The following is a 17,554-nucleotide window of genomic DNA, read 5'->3' on the forward strand; positions in this document are numbered from 1 at the left end:
CGCCGCGCGCTTCGTCACCGGTCAGGCAATCGCTGTCGACGGCGAATTCACCGTGTGCTGATCGTGTACCATCGACGCTTCCCGATTTGCCTGATCGCGCTGCGTTCGTCCGCCTTTTCACGTGCGCACGATCCGCACTGCGCACCCCGCCTCGCATGACCTCACCCGTTCCGTCCGACACCGCGCTGCGCCCGCTGCCGATCGATGCGCTGACCGTGCCGGCCGCGCTCGACGGACGCACGGGCACCAACCGCTCGAGCAGCGCGCATCCGCAGATTGCCGCGACCAACGACCTCGACGCGGTGCGCGCGTGGCTCGCCCGCTTCGTCGATACGCCGACCACGTTCCAGAACTACCGCAAGGAAGCCGAACGCCTGCTGCTGTGGGCCGTGATCACGTGCGGCAAGCCGCTGTCGTCGCTCACGCACGAGGATCTGGTCGTCTACCGCCAGTTCCTGCTCGCGCCTGCGCCGGCCGAGCTGTGGTGTGCGAACGGCGGGCGCAAGCATCCGCGCGACGATCCGCGCTGGCGGCCGTTCTACGGGCCGCTGTCGGCGGCCAGCCAGCGGCAGGCGCTGGTGATCCTGAACGTGATGTTTTCGTGGCTCGTGCAGGCCGGCTATCTCGCCGGCAATCCGCTCGCGTTGTCGCGTCAGCGGCAGCGCCGGCCCGCACCGCGCGTCACGCGCCATCTCGGGCAGCCGCTGTGGCAGTCGGTCAAGGATGCGATCGCCGCGATGCCGCGCGACGACGCGCGGGCAAGCTTCCATGCCGATCGTGCGCGCTGGCTGTTCACGCTGCTGTATCTCGGCGGGCTGCGCATCACCGAAGCGGCCGACACGACGATGGGCCAGTTTTTCTGCCGGCGCGACGCGGACGGGCGCGATCGCTGGTGGCTCGACGTGACGGGCAAAGGCGGCCGGCAGCGGCTCGTGCCGGCCACCGACGAGATGATGGCCGAGCTGTCGCGCTACCGGCGCGCGCACGGCCTGCCCGCGTTGCCGTCCGATGGCGAGGCCACGCCGCTCGTGCTGCCGGTCGGCCAGGCGCGCAAGCCGCTCACGCGCGCGGCGCTGCACCGGATCGTGAAGCAGGTGTTCCGGCACGCGGCCGACCGGCTGCGCACGCACGGCGAAGCCGGCGAGCAACAGGCGCGCGTGCTCGAACAGGCGTCCGCGCACTGGCTGCGCCACAGCGCGGGTTCGCACATGGCCGACGGCCGCGTCGACCTGCGGCTCGTGCGCGACAATCTCGGCCACGTGTCGCTGACGACGACGAGCCAGTACCTGCACGCGGACGACGACTGGCGGCATCGCGAGACGGAGGAGAAGCACCGGATCGGGTGGTAGGCGGCATCCGCCCCGCCCGGCGCGTCACACTCGATCAGTACACGCCCACCCAGTGCCCGGGCACCCACGCCCAGTGATTGCCGGCCCACCGGTAATGCCCCTTCACCCAGCGATAGCCCGGCGCAGGCATCGGCGGCGGCACCTCGACGACGGGCGCCGGCTGCGGCGGCCGCACGGGTTCGACCACGCACGCGGACATCAGCGCCGCACTGGCCGTCACCAGCATGGCGAGCGAAACGGATCGGATCTTGATCATCCTGGATTCTCCCTTTTGTGTCGTGAATCGATTCGGTGCCGACGCGGCAACGTCGCGCGTCACGCGGTTCCGCGAATCAGCCCGCTCATCGGCCGCGTCACACCGCTTTCCGCAAACAGCGCGGACGCGGTACGGCGCGGATCGAGCCGCAGGCTGTCGGCGGCGGCGCCCGAGATCAACGCGTCGAGCGACGCGGTCGGCTTCAGGTCACGCCCTTCGTACAGGTCGCCCGGCCTCAACCCCGGCCAGTCGGCGATCACGCGGCCGCCCGCGACCGCGCCGCCCGCCAGCATCGCGACGGACGCCTGCCCGTGATCGGTGCCGCCCGTGCCGTTCGCGGCCGCCGTGCGGCCGAACTCGGTTGCGACCAGCACCGTGGTTTGCTGCCACGCGGGCCCGAGGCCGTCGCGCAACGCGGCGAGCATCGTGTCGAGCGCTTTCAGCTGATTCGCGAGCCGTGCGTTCTGTGCGCTGTGCGTGTCCCAGCCGCCCGTCTCGATCATCGCGATGCGCGGGCCGTCGTCGCGCGCGAGGAACGTCGCGGCGAGCTTGCCGACACCGGCTGGATCCTGCCGCGCATGCGCATCGCCGGCGAGGCCGCGCGCATCCATCGCCGACTGCCACAACGGGCCGAGCTGCGCATCGGCCTCGTAGAGCGCCGACACGCGCGCGAGCAGGTCGTCCGGTGCGGCCGGCAAACCGGACGGCGCGTACGACGCGGCCTGCACGGTGCCGCGCAGCGCAAGCGGCACGGTCGGCGCGAACGCGATCGCACTTTCGCGCGTGGCCGGCAGCAGCGCGGCGAGCCGGTTCAGCCAGCCGTCCTTCACCTGGTACGGCGCGCGGCCGCCCGTCTCGAGCACGTTCTGCCCGTCGAAATGCGAGCGGTCGCGATACGGCGAGGCAATCGCGTGAACGAACAGCGCCTGCCCGTCGCGGTACAACTGCGCGGTCTGCACGAGCGACGGATGTAGTGCGAACGTGCCGTCGAGCCGCGTCGCGACCGACGTGTCGATTGCGAGCGGGCCGCGCAGCGACGCATACGCGGGCTCGGCATACGGGACGACGATGTTCAGGCCGTCGGCCGCGCCGCGCTGGATCACGAACACGAAGCGCCGATCGGTCTCGACGTTCGCGAACACGATCCGCGGTGCGACGAGGATCGCGCCAGCACCGGCGGCGGCCACGCTCAGGAATTGTCGGCGGGACAGTGCCATGGTCATCTCCGTTGGAAATCGGGCGATACAAGCAGTAGCGCGAGCGACGTGGTCGCGCTTTCGGCGCGCGACAGCGCGGCCGCCGTCGGCGTGCTCAACGAACCGGCGAGCAGCGTGTTGCCGAGCGTGCGCGGATCGAGCCGGTCGCCCGTGCGCGCGGCCAGCCGCTGCGCGAGCTCGACGCGACGCACGAGCGCGTCGGGCGCGGCCCAGCTCGCGGCCACGTCGTCGTAACCGGCCGGCGAGCCCGGCCGCCACACCGGCTGGCCGAGCTGCGCGAGCAGCGGCGCGACCTTCAGGTCGCCCGTGTCGCGCCAGCCGAGCCCGCGCAGCGACGACACGGCCCACTCCCACGGCGTCTTGAACTTGCGGTTGAGCGGCGACCATGCATCCGTCGAATCGACGAGCGCGCGATAGACGGTCGGCAAATCGCCGCCGCTTGCGTCGAACGCGCGGGCCAGCCGGTCGGTCAGCGCCGGCGACGGATTGTCGGCGACGAAATGGCGTGCAAGCTGGAACGCGATATGCCGGCCGGTCGCCTCCGAATGCGCGAGGTCGTGCAGGATCGCGCGCGCCTGCGCTTCATCGGGCTGGTCGTAGCTGCGGCCCATCACGGTCCGCACGCCGGGCTCGTGCAGTTTCGGGCGAAACACGAACGCGCCGGGCACCGCATCGCCGGGCTGCGGGCCGCGCCCGCCGGCGATGCTCCAGCCGGTCAGCGCACGCGCGAATTCCGTCACGTCGGCCTGCGTGTATCCCGTGCGTACGCCGAGCGTATGCAGCTCCATGATTTCGCGCGCGAGATTCTCGTTGAGCCCGCGCCTGGCCGACGGATTGCGTGCTTCGGCACGCAGCGCGGCCGGGCTGTCAGGGCCGACCGAGCGCGCCTGGTCGAGGAAAAGCTGCATCGCCGGATGCTGTTCGACGGCGACCAGCATGTCCTCGAAACGGCCGAGCACGTGCGGACGGATCGCGTCGCGTTCGAACGCGCCCGCGTAGGCCGCCACCGGCCCCTTGTCGACCGAAACCGCGAAATGGTTCGCCCAGAAATGCACGAGACGCTCGACGAACGGCGCGGGCGTATTCAGCGCACTATTCATCCGCGCGACGACGGCGCTGCGATACGTGTCGTTGCCGTCGCGCCGGATCGACTGCTCGGTTGCGCGCTTCGTCGCCGGATCGTTGGCCGTCATCGCATTGCGTGCGTTCGCGAAGCGTGTCGCGAGCGCGACCGCGTCAGGCTCGCCGGCCCATGCGGCCGGCCGCGCGTCGTAACGGTCGAACTGCGCGACGAGCGCCGCCTTCGGGTCCGCCGGCGGCGCTTCGTCGGCCCGTGCGCCGAGACCGAAACGGTTCAGCGCGATGGCGGCCGGTGTGATGTCGTTCGGGTGGTCCATGACAGGGCTCTCGCGATGCGTACCCGTGTTTAACGCTGGCCGGCGGGAAATCCGTCGCCGGGAAGACGAATATTTCCGGTGCGTCGCGCGGCTTTGAATGCGTGCGTGTTGCCGCTCGAATGCCCATCGCTAATTCGGCTGACGAATGCAGCGAATCGGTGGATCGCTCAGCCGCCGAATCGGGATCCCGCGTCCCTGCGAAGGACGGGCTTGTTTCGACATTCGGCTAACGGGCTTTCACTTGCCTGACCGGCTGCAATCTCAGCGGAAGGCTCGCCGGCCGCCCCCACCCGGACGCTTGCCGTTCCCGGAAAGCCACCTAGACTCAATGAAAGGTATCGCCCCCGCGTCACGGCGTTTTGCCGTCCCGACCCAGCGACCACTACGATGCCCACTCTTCCCGTCAGCTTGCGTGCACGGTTTCGTTGCGTCGGTTCGATGCGTCCGCACTCACACTGGACCCGTGCGTGGCTGCTTGCCGTCGCGCTGACGCTGCACGGCTATGCGGCCCATGCGCAGAACCCGCCCAAGGTCGTCGACATTCCGACGCGCCCCGGCGTGACGCAACGGATTCTCTTCATCGCGCCGGACGCGCCGAAGGCCGCGGCCATTCTCTATGCCGGCGGACACGGCGGGCTGCAACTGGAACCGTCCGGACAGTTCGGATGGGGGGCAGGCAACTTTCTCGTCCGCACCCGGCAGATGTTCGTGAATGACGGCATCGCCGTCGCGGTCATCGATGCGCCGAGCGACCGGCAATCCCCGCCCTACCTCAACGGCTTTCGACTGTCGAAGGAACACGCCGACGACGCACGCGCCGTGATTGCGTGGTTGAAGGAGCAACTCCACGTACCGGTCTGGCTGGTCGGGACGAGCCGCGGCACCCAGTCCGCCGCCGCCATTGCGGTTGCGCTGGCCGGCGGTGGCGGGCCCGACGGTCTCGTGCTGACGTCCACCATCCTCCGCGAAGAGCGAGGCGGGACCGCGGTCACGGACATGAACCTTGCCAGTCTCACGATTCCGGTGCTCATCGTTCACCACCAGAATGACGGCTGCAAACATTGTCCGGTATCCGAAACGGATACGCTGCTGAAGAAGCTGGAGCAGTCGCCGAAGGCCGAGCTGATGATCGTGTCGGGCGGCACGTCCCGGGGCGATCCGTGCGAAGCCTTTGCCTATCACGGCTTCAATGGTCTGGAGAGCGGTGTGGTCGACGCGATCTCCGCGTGGATGCTGGCACGCTGAACGTGCGTGCCGCGTAGCGAAGTCGCGGTTGCTCCTTGCGATCCTTCGCCGAAGCTCAGCCTGCAAGCATTGCCGACCAATCTTCCGCGTACGCGTTGCGCATCACTGAAAAGGCGCGCCGCCGCACGTTGCCCGCGCGGCGTTGGCTTACTTGCTCGCTGCGTCGTCCTGCTTCTTCTGCCACTTCGCCGGCAGCCGCCAGTTCCCGCTACGCCGCAGCCCGTCGACGAACTTCGCGCGCTCGTCCGGCGTCAGCGTCGCCGCGAAATCGACGACGCGGCGCTCGACCTGCGCACGCAGCGCCGTGTCGGCCGCACGCGTGCGGTCGAGCGCCGCGTCGATCGCCGTGCGATCGAGTTGCGGCGCGGCGAGCAGGTCCAGCACGGTGATCCGGTCGTCGCGCCCTTCCCGCGCGAAATCGCGGCCGTCCTTGCGCGCCGCCTTCAGCGCCGCAACGAATTCCTGCTGGCGCGCGTCCGGCAATTCGTCCGCGGCGAAACGCAATGCGGTGTGCGACGCCGGTGCGCCCGCGGCCCGCAGGTCGCGATGCGTCGAAAACCACTGATACGCACCGCCGCCGATCGCGCCGAGCATGAATACGTTCAGCACGACCGACCCGACGAGGACGAATTTCCAGCCACGCTCACTCATTCATCACTCCAGTCCACGCTCGGCCCACCGAACGTCGTTGTCAGATAGCCCGGCTCATGCGCAGGCGGCACGCTGCCGAGCATCAGCATCGACACGGCCACCGCACCCGCGAGCGCGCCGGCCAGGCCCACGCCCGCGAATGCCGCGCCCGACCACCATACGGCGCCCCGCCGCCGCGCGCGCCGCGGCGCAGGCGCCGTCCCGACGATGCGCTCGACGAGCGCCGGCGCGGGCGGTGCGACCGTATCGTTGGCGAGCCACGCATCGAGTTCGGCGGCTTCGTCCAGCGCGGCCAATGCGTCGCCCGGATGCGCGCGCGCCCATGCCTCGGCGGCCGCGCGCTCGCCGTCCGGCCAGCGCCGCGCATCCGAGCCGTACGCGGCGACGATGGTACGAAATCGTTCGGGTGTCATCGGATGTCCTCGCTAGGTGAGTCGCCCGCCAGTTGCGCGCGCAAGTTTCGCCGCGCACGTGCAAGCAGGCTTTCCAGCGCGTCGACGGTAATGCCCATCAGGTTGGCCGCCTCCACGTTCGACATTTCCTGATAGTACTGGAGCACGAGCGCTTCGCGCTGCCGCGCCGGCAACGCCGCGAGCGCCTGGCGCACGCGTGCGTCGCGCGAGCGGGCCTCCGCGCGCGTGGCCGGCTCCGGTTGCGGATCGGGCACGTCGGGCAACACGTCGACCGGTTCCTCGCGGCGGCCGCGCAAGCGGTCGTAGCACAGATTCAGCACGACGCGATGCAGCCACGTGTCGAACCGTGCCTCGCCTTCGCGCCAGCCCGGCGCCTGTTTCCAGATCCGCAAGAACGTCTCCTGTGCGACGTCCTCGGCTTCCGTGCGGTCGCCGAGCATGCGCGTCGCGAGTGCGAGCAGCCGCGGCAGCTTGCGCGCGACGAGCATGCGCACGGCCGACGCGTCGCGCGCGCCGACCCGTGCGACCAGGGCCGCGTCCGGATCGCCGTCGCTCAACGCGGGGCGCTCCAGCGCATCGCGCGTCTGTGCCGCGGCGCGATCGTTGACGCGCCCGCCGGCAGACTGAAGCTCATCGTCGTGCTCTCCTTGCATGCGCCGCGCCATTACCCGGCCCCGCCCCAGTGGCGGTTCGGGATCGCCGCGCGCATCGCGCACGGCCTCGGCAAGGTCCGTTTCATCGGCATCCGTTTCAGGCTGCATGGCGATCGGGTCGATCGGGTGCCGGCCGCCCGTTTGCGCGAGCGGCGGCCGGCGTGCTCAATATACGACGACCGGCGCGGGCCGGTAATAGACCGGACGCGCCGGCACCACGACACAGCCGGCCAGCACGACGGCTGCGGCCGCGAGTATCACCACGGTTCGAAAAGGCATGGCTGCGCCTCATGACGTTGCGGGAAAGCGCCGCCGCGCCGGCATCGGGTGCCGAGCGGCGGCATGCGCATCAGGCCCAGTGACCCGGCACCCAGCGCCAGGCCGGACCGCGCGCGGCCCAATGGCCCGGCACCCAGTGATAGCCGACGCGCACCACTTGCCAGTGCCCCGGAATCCACACGTAGCGGCCCTGCCGCCAGTGCCAGTGGCCCTGGTCCCACACGTAGCCCGCGCGCGGCGCCGGCATCACTTCGACGCGAGGCGCAGGCGGCGCGTAAGGCGCGACGATGACGGCCTGCGCGAAGGCGGCCGACGCAGCCAGTGCGGCCACGCATGCCACGGTGAACCGCAATGGATTGGAAAGCTTCATGTAAGACTCCGAAGTAGCGGATATCGACCGGAAGCGGCCGTTCATGCGTTAAACGGCGCGGGCGAACGGAATCCGTCGCGGTGTCTGCAAATAAATTTCGGTCGCCACGGATGCGCGCCGGCACGGGCCGGATACCGTGACGCGCACGCTCGGACAGGCGCCTACACTCGCGTGGGGTTGCCCTGCTGTCACAACCCGGCAAAACTGCCCTTCGACAATGTCTCGCACCGGGATCCCGCTCGTTTCCGGCTCACGCACTGGTCACGCTCGCGCACGGCCAGGCGGTTCCACATCTCGCGTCTCCACTCACGAAAACACCGACCATGTCGAACCAGGACAACTCCCCGATCCAGCCGAACGAGCCGGCCGCGTCCGTGTCGCGTCGCGGCTTCCTGAAACTCGCCGGCGTATCCGGCCTCGCCACCGCCGCGGGTGGCCTCGCGGCAGCCAGGGCCGCCGCGTCGAACCCGGACGGCACGCCCGAACAGGTCCACCTGACGTGGGGCAACGACCCGACGTCGGAAGTCGTGATCTCGTGGGCCTCGCTCGCGTCGGCCGTCAATCCGCGTGCGCGCATCGTCGCCGATGGCGAGCCGGCGCACACCGTGCACGGCGTCCAGCGCCTGTACACCGACGGCCTGAACGGCGAGACGGTATTCGCGTACCACGCACGCGTGCACGGGCTGAAGCCGAACACGCGCTACCGCTACGAGATCACGGCCGACAACGACAGCAACGCCGCGCAGCCGTTCTCGGCGAATTTCTCGACCGCGCCGCGCGGCCGCGCACCGTTCCGCTTCACGAGCTACGGCGATCTCGCGACGCCGAACGGCGCATGGGTGCTGTCGTCGCCGCAGAGCCGCTTCGCGGTGCAGGCTGTCGAGCAGTTCCAGCCGCTGTTCCACCTGCTGAACGGCGACCTCTGCTACGCGAACCTGAACCCCGCGCACCAGCCCGAGGTGTGGCGCGATTTCGGCAACAACAACCAGACGTCGGCCGCGAATCGTCCGTGGATGCCATGCCCGGGCAATCACGAGATCGAGTTCAACAACGGCCCGCAGGGGCTCGACTCGTATCTCGCGCGCTATACGCTGCCGGAGAACGGCACGCGCTTCCAGGGCCGCTGGTACAGCTTCCGCGTGAGCTCGGTGCTGTTCGTCTCGCTCGATGCGGACGATGTCGTGTACCAGGACGCCGCCGCGTTCGTCGGCGGCCCCGCGCCGCTCGTGCCGGCCGCGAGCACGGGCCGCCCGCCGATCGAGCCCGGTACGTCGTTCTACGTGCGCGGCTACAGCAACGGCGAGCAGACGCGCTGGCTCGAACACACGCTGCGTCATGCCGCGCATGACGACGACATCGACTGGATCGTCGTGCAGATGCACCAGGACGCGCTCAGCTCGTCGAAGACGGGCAACGGTTCCGACAAAGGCATTCGCGAAGCCTGGCTGCCGCTGTTCGACCGTTACGGCGTCGACCTCGTGCTGTGCGGCCACGATCACGACTACGAGCGCAGCTACCCGGTGCGCGGCTGCAATCACCGCGCGGGCGTCGATGCGACGACCGGCGAAGTCGTCGAGACGCTGCAGCCGCGACCGGTCGGCTCGAACGACCCGGACCGCACGACGTTCGATACGAGCCACGGCACGATCCACCTGATCCTTGGCGGCGGCGGCACCAGCGCGCCGCTCGACGTGTATGGCGAGAACCCGGCCACCGGCTTTGCGCGGGCGAAGGTGTTCACGAAGCCGAACCGGCCGGTGCCGGGCACGGCGCCGAACACGTTCGTGCGCGCGCCGGCCGATGCGCTCGAGGATGCGATCTGGTCCGCGCGCCGCGATACGGGCACGGGTTACGGAATTGCCGTGTTCGACCACGACCCGGGCAAGCCGGGCGGGCACACGACGATCACGATGCGCTACTACCACGCGCCGGGCGCCGACCAGCACCCGACCGCCGACTACGAGCTGTTCGAGACGATCGAGCTGAGCAAGAAGCGCAACGAACGGTGATCGGGCGGGCGCCCGTTGCGACGGGCGCCTGATGCGGTGCGGTCAGGGCGTGTTGCGGCTTGGCACGCGTTAGACTGCCCGCCTCGCCCACCTGCCCATGAAGATGAGTTTCGAATACCGCATCCACACGATCCCGTCGGCCGACGCGTTCGATGCCATCGCGAATGCGTTGCGGCAAGTGCATGACAACATCGACATCGATCCCGTCCGGCAACAACTTGAAGTCCGTGACGCCTCTGGCAGCTGGCCACTGATCGGCCTGTCGACCGGCGAAGACGGCTTCTTCCTGGTCACGACGCTCGGGCCGACGCGAGACACGATGCTCGACACGATTGGCCGCGCGTTGTCGGCAATCGGCTCGGTTTGGCACATCGACGACGCGTGACGGGTTGCCGCGTGACGCCCATGCTCCCGGATGATCGGCCTCAAGCGCAGGGCTGATCACCGCCGACGCCGCTGCTCGATCTCCGTCACCCCGTTAAACTACGCGCCTCCGTCCGCACTGGCCGTTCCGCATGCCGAATGCGCGTGTGGCTCATGCAGGCGGACCCGAATCACCTGAAATCGAATTTGAATGTTGAAACAGGCAGGAAGCATGAAGCGCAAGAACAAGGCCACGCTCGCCGGGCTCGGCGCGGTGTTGTTGTGGGCCTCCGTGGTCGCCCTCGTTCGTGGCGTGAGCGAAAGCCTCGGCGCGACCGGCGGCGCCGCGATGATCTATACGGTCGCATCCGCGCTTCTGCTGTTGACGATCGGCTTCCCCGATCTCAGCAAATTCCCGAAAAAGTATCTGCTCTGGGGCGGGCTGCTGTTCGTCGCGTACGAGCTGTGCCTAGCGCTGTCGATCGGTTATGCCAGCAACGGCCAGCAGGCGATCGAAGTCGCGATGGTCAACTATCTGTGGCCGAGCTTCACGCTGGTCGCGGCGATCGTGTTCAACAAGCAGCGCGCCAACCTGCTGGTCGTGCCCGGCGTCCTGCTGTCGATGCTCGGGATCTGCCGGGTGCTCGGCGGCGACCGGGGCCTCGACCCGGCCGGCATGCTGCACAACGTCGCGGACAATCCGCTGAGCTACGGCCTCGCGTTCGTCGGCGCGCTGATCTGGGCCGGCTATTGCACGGTGACGGCGCGCCTCGCCGACGGCAAGAACGGCGTCACGCCGTTCTTCATGCTGGTGGCGCTGGCGCTCTGGATCAAGTTCGCGATCGAAGGCGGCGGCGGCATGACGTTCAGCCTGCATGCGGTCATCTACATCGTGCTGGCGGCCTCGGCGCTGGGGTTCGGCTATGCGGCCTGGAACACCGGCATCATGCACGGCAACGTGACCGTCATCGTCGGCGCGTCGTACTTCACCCCGGTGCTCGCCGCGCTGCTCGCCGCGACGCTGCTGCATGCGCCGCTGTCGATCGAATTCTGGCAAGGCGCATTGATGGTGTGCGGCGGATCGATCCTGTGCTGGCTCGCGACGCGCAGCCGGCGCCGTGAAAAAGCCGCACCTGTCCCGGTCGGCAACGAAGCGCAGGGCAACTGCCAGGGCTGACGATGCCGGGCGCTTTCGTTGCGATGCCGCTTGAGAGCCCCCCGGCGATCCTGCATACCGCCAACCATTCGCGCTAGCGCGACTCCACTGCGATACGCACGGCCAGCCCGGCCAGCACCGTGCCCATCAACCAGCGCTGGGCCGACGCCCAGACCGGCCGCCCCGCCAGAAAACCCGCGATGCCGCCGGCCATGCAGGCAATCAGCGCATTCACGCTGACGCTCACCGCGATCTGCACGCAGCCGAGCGCCAGCGATTGCGCGAGCACGCTGCCGTGCCCCGGCGAAATGAACTGCGGCAGGAGCGACAGATACATCACCGCGATCTTCGGATTCGCGAGGTTCGTGACGAAGCCCATCGTGAACAGCCTGGCACGGCTGTCGTGCGGCAACTGCCTGACCTGGAACGCCGAGCGACCGCCCGGCCTCAACGCCTGCCAAGCCAGGTACGCCAGATAAAGCGCACCGGCGAAACGCAACGCGTCGTACGCATACGGCACGGCCATCACGAGCGCGGTGATGCCGAACGCCGCGCACACCATGTAGAACACGAACCCCAGCGCGACGCCGCCGAGCGACACCAGCCCGGCACGGCGGCCCTGGCAGATCGAACGCGACACCAGGTAGATCATGTTCGGCCCGGGTGTCAGCACCATGCCGAGCGACACGAGTCCGAAAGCAAGCAAGGTGGGCAAGGCCGGCACGGCAATCTCCTTCGGGACGATGCGGTCAGGGGCGAGTTCGAACAATGTATTGCATCTCGACTGCCCGCGGCTTGAATAAACTTCAAGTCGCCCATGAGCGCTGTTCATCGCTGAAGCCGCTCGTCACCGGGCCTTTCTCGCGCGCGTGTTGACCGCCTTCGCCGCCTTCGCGCGTTGCGCGTCGACGAGCCGCACGAACTCGTCTGCGACCGCGTTGCCGGTCGTATTCCACGACAACCGCACCGAGCGATGCAGCCTGGGCGACAGTTCCAGCACGCGGCCGCCGAACGGCGTGTACGTGAGCGTGATGCGCGGCACGATCGACACGCCCATGCCGGCCTCCGCCATCGACAGAATGGTCCGCATCTCGACCACGTTGAACGCGGCCCGCAGCGGCACCCCGCCGCGCGCGAAGTAATCCGCGATCACCGGCCCGCACCCTGCCTTCGAGAAGATGAACGGTGCCGTGGACAACTGCTTCGCCGACACGCTCTTGCGGCCGGCGAACATGCCGTCGGCCGCCACCGCGACAAAATCCTCGTCGAGCAGCGGCAGAGTGTGTGCGAACGTCTTCGTGCCGGCCACCACGCCGACATCGGCCGTACCGTCGTCGATCCACCCTTCGACTTCGCTGTCCGTGCCTTCGAGCAGCACCGCCGACACGCCCTGGTGCATGTCCTTCAACGCCTCGAGCGCGGGCACGACGAACGCCAGCGACACGCTCGGCAGCGACGCGACCACCAGCTTCCCTTCGAGCTTGCCGCGCGACAGGCTGAACTGCTGGCGCAACAGCTGCGCTTCCCGCACCACGTTCTGCACGTACGGCCACAGGCGTTCGCCCGCCGCCGTCAGGACGACCGGCTGCCGGTCGCGCCACAGAAGCTTGACCTCCGTGAGGTCTTCCAGCTCGGTCAATGCATGACTGATCGCGGATTGACTGCGGCTCAACCGTTCAGCCGCGGCCGTGAGCGACCCGAGTTCGACCACGGCCGCCAGGGCCTGCAACTGGGCCAGCGTCATCGACGCCTCCTCGTTCAAAGATATGAGAACTGCACATGAAACGACAAACCGTCATGAATTATATTGAACCGCGGAAATGATCACGTCGACGTGCCCCGTGACGCGCCGCGGCCCGTGCCGAATGTCCTTCGCAACGCTCAGGTAAGATGCACCCTCGAACCGCCCATCGATTGCCTGCGGCCCCGGCCGCACAACGGCGCGACGCCACGCGATCGACTTCCGGTTCAAGCCAACCCAGAACACATGCGTGCCAGACACACGCGACCGCCACGTGCGCCATCGACAGCGCTCGCTGCCGGATATGCCGCGACATGCCATTCCATGATGCATTTCAATCTGACTGAAGGGGTGCTGGTCTCCAGCCTGCAGGGGCTCAGCGCGTTCGAGCTGGCCGGTATCGCCCTTGCACTGCTGCTGGGCGGCATGGCCAAGGGGATCACGGGCATCGGCGTGCCGCTGATCGCGATGCCGATACTCAGCCAGTTCCTGCCGATCCGGCATGCGGTGCTGCTGTTGTCGATGCCGATCATCCTCGGCAACATCCCGCAGGCGCTGGAAGGCGGCCAGCTGCTGGCGACGGCACGCAAGATCGCCGCGCCGATCGCGGGCACCGTGATCGGCAACATCGTCGGCGTGGCGATCCTGCTGTCGCTCAATCCGGGGCATGCGCAAGCGGCGTCCGGCGCGCTGCTGATCGTGGCCGCGGCGCTGATGCTCGCCGCGCCGAAACTCAACCTGCCGGAAGCATGGCAGACGCCCGTCGGCTTCGCGCTCGGCTTCGGTGCGGCGCTGATGGAGAGCATTGCGTCGGTTCCCGGCCCGCTGCTCGCCACCTACCTGATTTCGTCCGGCGCGACCGGGCGCGTCTTCACGAAGCAGATCGCGATCATCCTCGTCGTGTCGATCGTCACGCTGGTCACGACGTTCAGCGGCGCCGCGCATGCGAGCGGCGCCGACCTCGCAATCTCGGCGGCGGCCAGCCTGCCGGCGATTGCCGGCATGTGGCTCGTTCGCCCGCTGCGGGACAAGATGTCGCCAAAGATCTTCAGGATGGTCGTGCTGCTGTTCGTGCTCGTCGCGGCATCGCAGATGATCTGGAAATCGGGCGTGTTCCGGCACGGTGGATCGCACGTGACCCAGCTGAACAACGCGCACACGGGCAAGAACTGAGAGACGGCGCGAAGCCGTCGATCACGCATGCGTTCTGAAAGCCGCGAAGCGTAGTATTCGCGGACCCGGCGTATCGCCCCGTCCAACGGGCCGAACGATACGTCACCGACTTGGCTGCTCGCTCGCTGATGCCCGCATCGGCGCGGCCACGCTTTCAGAGGCTTGACATGGAAACCTACGTATTGCTCGGCTGCGGACTCGGCCTTGGCCTGTTGATCGCCGTCTGGGGCATCTGGCAACTCAAGTAACGCTTGCCCGCCCCGTCCACGCGAAAGCTATCCGTATGGAGACGGACGGGAAACTGTAGTTTGCATCCGCGTTCGTCACCCGACTACTTCGCACTCCGATTCAGCTATCCGACAGCGTCGGCTACCCGCGTTTGCTTCCGTTCGAAAGCAAACGTGAACGCGCGGCATCGAAGCGCGTGCATTCGGCCTTGAGCCAGTCCGAAAACGCCTCGGTACGCGGATCGTCGGGATGGCGTGACAACAGCATGTAGCGCGCCGGCGCACGCACGTGCCTGCCAAAGACGTCCACGAGCCTCCCGCTCGCGATCTCGTCATGCACGAGCGCGCCGCGCCCCATCGCGACACCCTGATGGTTCAGCGCGGCCGTGATCGCCAGACTGGAGAAATTGAACTGCGGGCCGTCAAGATCGGCCGCCCACGCCGGACGGACTTCCTCGAGCCACGTGCGCCACTCCACGAACTCGGGCGCGCCGCCCCACGGCGCGGCGTCGTGCAGCAGGACGACGCCGTCCAGCGATTCGCCGCTGGCAAAGGCCGGATGCTGCGCCAGATACGCCGGCGTGGCGACCGGAAACAGGATTTCGTCGAGGATAGCCTCGGCATGCAGCCGATCGTATTGCACCGGGTCGTAGCGCACCGCCACATCAATGTCGTCGGTCTCCATGGCCTGGCGATCCAGCACCTGAAACTCGGCCTTCACGCGAACCGGCACGTTCGGCTGCTGCCGGTGAAATTCGGACAGGCGCGGCATCAGCCACTGCAGCGCGAGCGACGGCAGGCAGCTGACCTGCAGCGGGGCATCCGACATGCCGAGCGCCTGAAGCGTGCGATTGATGTCGACGAACGCGCTCGACATCGTCCCGAGCAGGATTGCGCCCTTCTCGGTCAGCTTCAGTCCGCGCGCCTGGCGCACGAACAGCGGATAGCCGAGCCGATCCTCCAGGTTCCGGATCTGCTGGCTCACGGCGCTTTGCGTCAGGTTGAACGCCTGTGCCGTCTTCGTGAAGCTCAGCAACCGGCCGGCGGTTTCAAAGCAGAGCAACGCACCCAGGGTCGAACCGTCGAGTCGCATAGGTATCAGTCAGGCTAATGGATTCATTAGAAATCGGCGCTTTCGCGCGGGCGTCCCGGATCGTAGCATTCCGGCTACCCCTCACGTTTATCCAGCGCAAGACCGATCCATGACCCTCACGCCCCTGCCCGACGACCTATTAGCTCAACTGCAATCCCGCCATCCTCTACTGTGGCTGAATCCCCTTGCCGGCAGCCCGTTGCCGCAAGACGCGCCGGGGCTCGGCGCCATTGCGATGGCCGAAGCGCGGCTGGCGCGCTGCGAACCGCTGATGGCCGCGCTGTTTCCCGAACTCGCGGCGAGCGCGGGAAAAATCGAATCGCCGCTGATGCCGGCAGACAACCTGCCGCGCAGGCTGTCGCTGCCGGCAGGCGCACACGGCGCCTGGTTCATCAAGCGCGACGACGCATTGCCGATCGCCGGTTCGATCAAGGCGCGCGGCGGCTTTCATGAAGTACTCGCGCTCGCGGAGTCGATCGCGATCGAACACGGGTTGCTCGAACCCGCGGGCGACCGGCGGATCCTCGCATCGGCCGCCGCACGCGAACGGTTTGCCGCGCACACCGTCATCGTCGGCAGCACCGGCAATCTCGGCCTGAGCATCGGCGTGATGGCCGCAGCACTCGGGTTCGAATCGGTCGTGCACATGTCGACCGACGCGAAGCCGTGGAAGAAGGCGCGCCTGAGAAAGCGCGGCGTTCGCGTGATCGACCATGACGGCGACTATGCGCAAGCCGTCGCGGCCGGACGCGCGCAGGCACGCGATCAGCCACGCAGCCACTTCGTCGACGACGAAGGCTCGCTGATGCTGTTCCTCGGCTACGCGGCCAGCGCCCGGCATCTCGCCGCGCAGCTCGCCGACGCGGGCCGCCGCGTGGACGCGACGCATCCGCTCTTCGTCCATCTCCCGTGCGGGGTCGGCGGCGCACCGGGCGGCATCGCGTATGGCCTCAAGGCACTGTTCGGCGAGCACGTGCATTGCTTCTTTGCCGAACCCGTCGCGTCGCCGTGCATGCTGGTCCAGCTGGCCGCCGGCCCCGGGAAGCCCGTGTCCGTCTACGACGCGGGGCTCGACAACCGGACCGAGGCCGACGGCCTGGCCGTCGCACAGGCATCGCACCTCGTCAGCCCGCTGATGGCGTCGCTGCTGTCGGGCGTGTTCACCGTCAGCGACGCGCAGCTCTATGCCCAGTTGCTCGCGGTTCAGCGCGCGACGGGCGTGGAACTCGAGCCGTCGGCCGCTGCCGCCGTCAGCGGCCCCGGCTGGCTCGCGGCGTCCCCGGCCGGCCGCGACTACGTGCATCGCCACGCGATCGACCTGCGCCGGTCGACGCACGTCATCTGGGCGACGGGCGGCTCGCTCGTGCCGCCGGAAGAGCACCGACGCTTCCAGTCGCATGCGAAAGCGCTCGCCGATGCCGCAGTCAACACGTGACGCTTCGGGGCAAGCGTTCAGCCCCGCTCCCGAAGACGCGTTAGACTGTCCCGATGGAACAATGCCGTTATTGCCAGAGAATCCGCGATGAATGGGATTGCCACGGTGACGAATGCCGCCGGGCAATCGCCAAGGCGCTGCGCCGGCAGCGCGCGGGCCTGCCCATGGTGCCCGATCGCATCCGCAACGAACTGCCGTCCGGCGCGCCGACCCAGCAGGTGATCGCCGTGCTGTCGCGCCAGCGCCTGCGCGCGCGCCGCGGCAACGAGGAACGCCGCGAGCGCAAGGAAATCGACGACGACGTCTGATCCGGCAGCGTCGCAGTGCGTCCCCCTCTCCGCCCGCGCCTGCGCCGCCGCGCGCCCGTCCGTGCGCGCATCCGCCGCCCGTTCCCTTGCAAATCCGGCAACGTCGATTAGGGACGGAAGGCATTTATCTCGAAATTATTGCCCCGGCTGCAACGATCTTTCGCCGAAACTCACGTTTACCCTAGGTCGACCGGCGCCTACGATGTAATCAACCGCTTA

18 protein-coding genes are annotated in these 17,554 nt (G+C 68.3%); 8 read left to right on the forward strand and 10 right to left on the reverse strand.

Annotation, left to right across the window (positions count from 1 at the left end; translation table 11 throughout):
* Nucleotides 1-155 precede the first annotated feature (155 nt).
* Nucleotides 156-1,349, forward strand: coding sequence for a tyrosine-type recombinase/integrase (locus tag CFB39_RS26085; protein WP_089475000.1), 1,194 nt, complete (start codon nt 156-158; stop codon nt 1,347-1,349).
* Nucleotides 1,350-1,383: 34 nt separating this feature from the next.
* Here the strand turns inward: CFB39_RS26085 and CFB39_RS26090 are convergent, their stop codons facing one another.
* From CFB39_RS26090 to CFB39_RS26100, 3 genes are all read right to left on the reverse strand, one after another.
* On the reverse strand, nt 1,384-1,602 hold the full coding sequence (locus CFB39_RS26090; protein ID WP_089475674.1) for a YXWGXW repeat-containing protein: 219 nt from the start codon (nt 1,600-1,602) through the stop codon (nt 1,384-1,386).
* Nucleotides 1,603-1,664: 62 nt separating this feature from the next.
* The gene (locus CFB39_RS26095) at nt 1,665-2,822 is read right to left on the reverse strand and encodes a DUF1501 domain-containing protein (RefSeq protein WP_089475001.1); all 1,158 of its coding nucleotides are present in this window, start codon (nt 2,820-2,822) and stop codon (nt 1,665-1,667) included.
* Between the two features lie 2 nt (nt 2,823-2,824).
* Nucleotides 2,825-4,219 (reverse strand): DUF1800 family protein, encoded by a 1,395-nt coding sequence (locus CFB39_RS26100; RefSeq protein ID WP_089475002.1) that lies wholly within the window; start codon nt 4,217-4,219, stop codon nt 2,825-2,827.
* Between the two features lie 387 nt (nt 4,220-4,606).
* On the opposite strand from CFB39_RS26100, the gene CFB39_RS26105 reads away from it, so the two are divergent.
* Nucleotides 4,607-5,464, forward strand: coding sequence for an alpha/beta hydrolase (locus CFB39_RS26105; protein WP_256991457.1), 858 nt, complete (start codon nt 4,607-4,609; stop codon nt 5,462-5,464).
* A 147-nt stretch (nt 5,465-5,611) separates the two neighbouring features.
* On the opposite strand, the gene CFB39_RS26110 is transcribed toward CFB39_RS26105, so the two are convergent.
* The 4 genes from CFB39_RS26110 to CFB39_RS26125 form a co-directional block, all read right to left on the reverse strand.
* The gene (locus tag CFB39_RS26110) at nt 5,612-6,115 is read right to left on the reverse strand and encodes a periplasmic heavy metal sensor (RefSeq protein ID WP_089427342.1); all 504 of its coding nucleotides are present in this window, start codon (nt 6,113-6,115) and stop codon (nt 5,612-5,614) included.
* Nucleotides 6,112-6,528: a hypothetical protein gene (locus CFB39_RS26115; RefSeq protein ID WP_089475004.1), complete on the reverse strand. Its 417-nt coding sequence runs from the start codon at nt 6,526-6,528 to the stop codon at nt 6,112-6,114. The genes CFB39_RS26110 and CFB39_RS26115 overlap by 4 nt, the downstream gene beginning before the upstream one ends.
* Nucleotides 6,525-7,289 carry an RNA polymerase sigma factor gene (locus CFB39_RS26120; RefSeq protein ID WP_089475005.1) on the reverse strand — a complete coding sequence of 255 codons (765 nt, stop codon included), beginning with the start codon at nt 7,287-7,289 and terminating at the stop codon, nt 6,525-6,527. The genes CFB39_RS26115 and CFB39_RS26120 overlap by 4 nt, the downstream gene beginning before the upstream one ends.
* 241 nt (nt 7,290-7,530) lie before the next feature.
* Nucleotides 7,531-7,830, reverse strand: a complete 300-nt coding sequence (locus tag CFB39_RS26125; protein ID WP_089475006.1) for a YXWGXW repeat-containing protein — start codon at nt 7,828-7,830, stop codon at nt 7,531-7,533.
* Between the two features lie 323 nt (nt 7,831-8,153).
* Here CFB39_RS26125 and CFB39_RS26130 point away from each other — a divergent pair, with 323 nt between their 5' ends.
* The 3 genes from CFB39_RS26130 (at nt 8,154) to yddG (ending at nt 11,379) form a co-directional block, all read left to right on the forward strand.
* Entirely contained in the window at nt 8,154-9,839 is a 1,686-nt protein-coding gene (locus tag CFB39_RS26130; RefSeq protein WP_089475007.1) for a metallophosphoesterase family protein, read from the forward strand.
* 97 nt (nt 9,840-9,936) lie between these two features.
* The gene (locus CFB39_RS26135) at nt 9,937-10,224 is read left to right on the forward strand and encodes a hypothetical protein (RefSeq protein WP_089475008.1); all 288 of its coding nucleotides are present in this window, start codon (nt 9,937-9,939) and stop codon (nt 10,222-10,224) included.
* A 210-nt stretch (nt 10,225-10,434) separates the two neighbouring features.
* Nucleotides 10,435-11,379 (forward strand): aromatic amino acid DMT transporter YddG, encoded by a 945-nt coding sequence (gene yddG / locus CFB39_RS26140; RefSeq protein ID WP_144030319.1) that lies wholly within the window; start codon nt 10,435-10,437, stop codon nt 11,377-11,379.
* Between the two features lie 73 nt (nt 11,380-11,452).
* Here the strand turns inward: yddG and CFB39_RS26145 are convergent, their stop codons facing one another.
* Nucleotides 11,453-12,082: a LysE family translocator gene (locus tag CFB39_RS26145; RefSeq protein ID WP_089475675.1), complete on the reverse strand. Its 630-nt coding sequence runs from the start codon at nt 12,080-12,082 to the stop codon at nt 11,453-11,455.
* Nucleotides 12,083-12,205: 123 nt separating this feature from the next.
* Complete coding sequence (locus CFB39_RS26150) at nt 12,206-13,102, reverse strand: LysR family transcriptional regulator (protein ID WP_089475010.1); 897 nt, start codon at nt 13,100-13,102, stop codon at nt 12,206-12,208.
* A gap of 321 nt (nt 13,103-13,423) precedes the next feature.
* Here CFB39_RS26150 and CFB39_RS26155 point away from each other — a divergent pair, with 321 nt between their 5' ends.
* Nucleotides 13,424-14,272, forward strand: coding sequence for a sulfite exporter TauE/SafE family protein (locus CFB39_RS26155; RefSeq protein WP_089475011.1), 849 nt, complete (start codon nt 13,424-13,426; stop codon nt 14,270-14,272).
* A gap of 369 nt (nt 14,273-14,641) precedes the next feature.
* Here the strand turns inward: CFB39_RS26155 and CFB39_RS26160 are convergent, their stop codons facing one another.
* Nucleotides 14,642-15,592, reverse strand: coding sequence for a LysR substrate-binding domain-containing protein (locus CFB39_RS26160; protein WP_089475012.1), 951 nt, complete (start codon nt 15,590-15,592; stop codon nt 14,642-14,644).
* A 109-nt stretch (nt 15,593-15,701) separates the two neighbouring features.
* On the opposite strand from CFB39_RS26160, the gene CFB39_RS26165 reads away from it, so the two are divergent.
* Both CFB39_RS26165 and CFB39_RS26170 read left to right on the forward strand, forming a co-directional pair.
* A complete protein-coding gene (locus tag CFB39_RS26165) occupies nt 15,702-17,027 on the forward strand; it encodes a D-serine ammonia-lyase (RefSeq protein WP_089475013.1) in 1,326 nt (441 codons plus the stop codon).
* Nucleotides 17,028-17,080: 53 nt separating this feature from the next.
* Entirely contained in the window at nt 17,081-17,335 is a 255-nt protein-coding gene (locus CFB39_RS26170) for a hypothetical protein (protein ID WP_027791787.1), read from the forward strand.
* Nucleotides 17,336-17,554: the final 219 nt, after the last annotated feature.

The sequence above is a fragment of the Burkholderia sp. AU6039 genome, assembly GCF_002223365.1.
Lineage (GTDB): Bacteria > Pseudomonadota > Gammaproteobacteria > Burkholderiales > Burkholderiaceae > Burkholderia.

Bases quoted from the DNA above. Each gene is read 5' to 3' on its own strand.
- yddG (WP_144030319.1), top strand. From the start codon at position 10,435: ATGAAGCGCAAGAACAAGGCCACGCTCGCCGGGCTCGGCGCGGTGTTG.
- CFB39_RS26135 (WP_089475008.1), top strand. From the start codon at position 9,937: ATGAAGATGAGTTTCGAATACCGCATCCACACGATCCCGTCGGCCGAC.
- CFB39_RS26170 (WP_027791787.1), top strand. From the start codon at position 17,081: ATGGAACAATGCCGTTATTGCCAGAGAATCCGCGATGAATGGGATTGC.
- CFB39_RS26160 (WP_089475012.1), bottom strand. From the start codon at position 15,592: ATGCGACTCGACGGTTCGACCCTGGGTGCGTTGCTCTGCTTTGAAACC.
- CFB39_RS26100 (WP_089475002.1), bottom strand. From the start codon at position 4,219: ATGGACCACCCGAACGACATCACACCGGCCGCCATCGCGCTGAACCGT.
- CFB39_RS26165 (WP_089475013.1), top strand. From the start codon at position 15,702: ATGACCCTCACGCCCCTGCCCGACGACCTATTAGCTCAACTGCAATCC.
- CFB39_RS26120 (WP_089475005.1), bottom strand. From the start codon at position 7,289: ATGCAGCCTGAAACGGATGCCGATGAAACGGACCTTGCCGAGGCCGTG.
- CFB39_RS26105 (WP_256991457.1), top strand. From the start codon at position 4,607: ATGCCCACTCTTCCCGTCAGCTTGCGTGCACGGTTTCGTTGCGTCGGT.
- CFB39_RS26085 (WP_089475000.1), top strand. From the start codon at position 156: ATGACCTCACCCGTTCCGTCCGACACCGCGCTGCGCCCGCTGCCGATC.
- CFB39_RS26155 (WP_089475011.1), top strand. From the start codon at position 13,424: ATGATGCATTTCAATCTGACTGAAGGGGTGCTGGTCTCCAGCCTGCAG.
- CFB39_RS26095 (WP_089475001.1), bottom strand. From the start codon at position 2,822: ATGGCACTGTCCCGCCGACAATTCCTGAGCGTGGCCGCCGCCGGTGCT.
- CFB39_RS26130 (WP_089475007.1), top strand. From the start codon at position 8,154: ATGTCGAACCAGGACAACTCCCCGATCCAGCCGAACGAGCCGGCCGCG.
- CFB39_RS26125 (WP_089475006.1), bottom strand. From the start codon at position 7,830: ATGAAGCTTTCCAATCCATTGCGGTTCACCGTGGCATGCGTGGCCGCA.
- CFB39_RS26150 (WP_089475010.1), bottom strand. From the start codon at position 13,102: ATGACGCTGGCCCAGTTGCAGGCCCTGGCGGCCGTGGTCGAACTCGGG.
- CFB39_RS26110 (WP_089427342.1), bottom strand. From the start codon at position 6,115: ATGAGTGAGCGTGGCTGGAAATTCGTCCTCGTCGGGTCGGTCGTGCTG.
- CFB39_RS26115 (WP_089475004.1), bottom strand. From the start codon at position 6,528: ATGACACCCGAACGATTTCGTACCATCGTCGCCGCGTACGGCTCGGAT.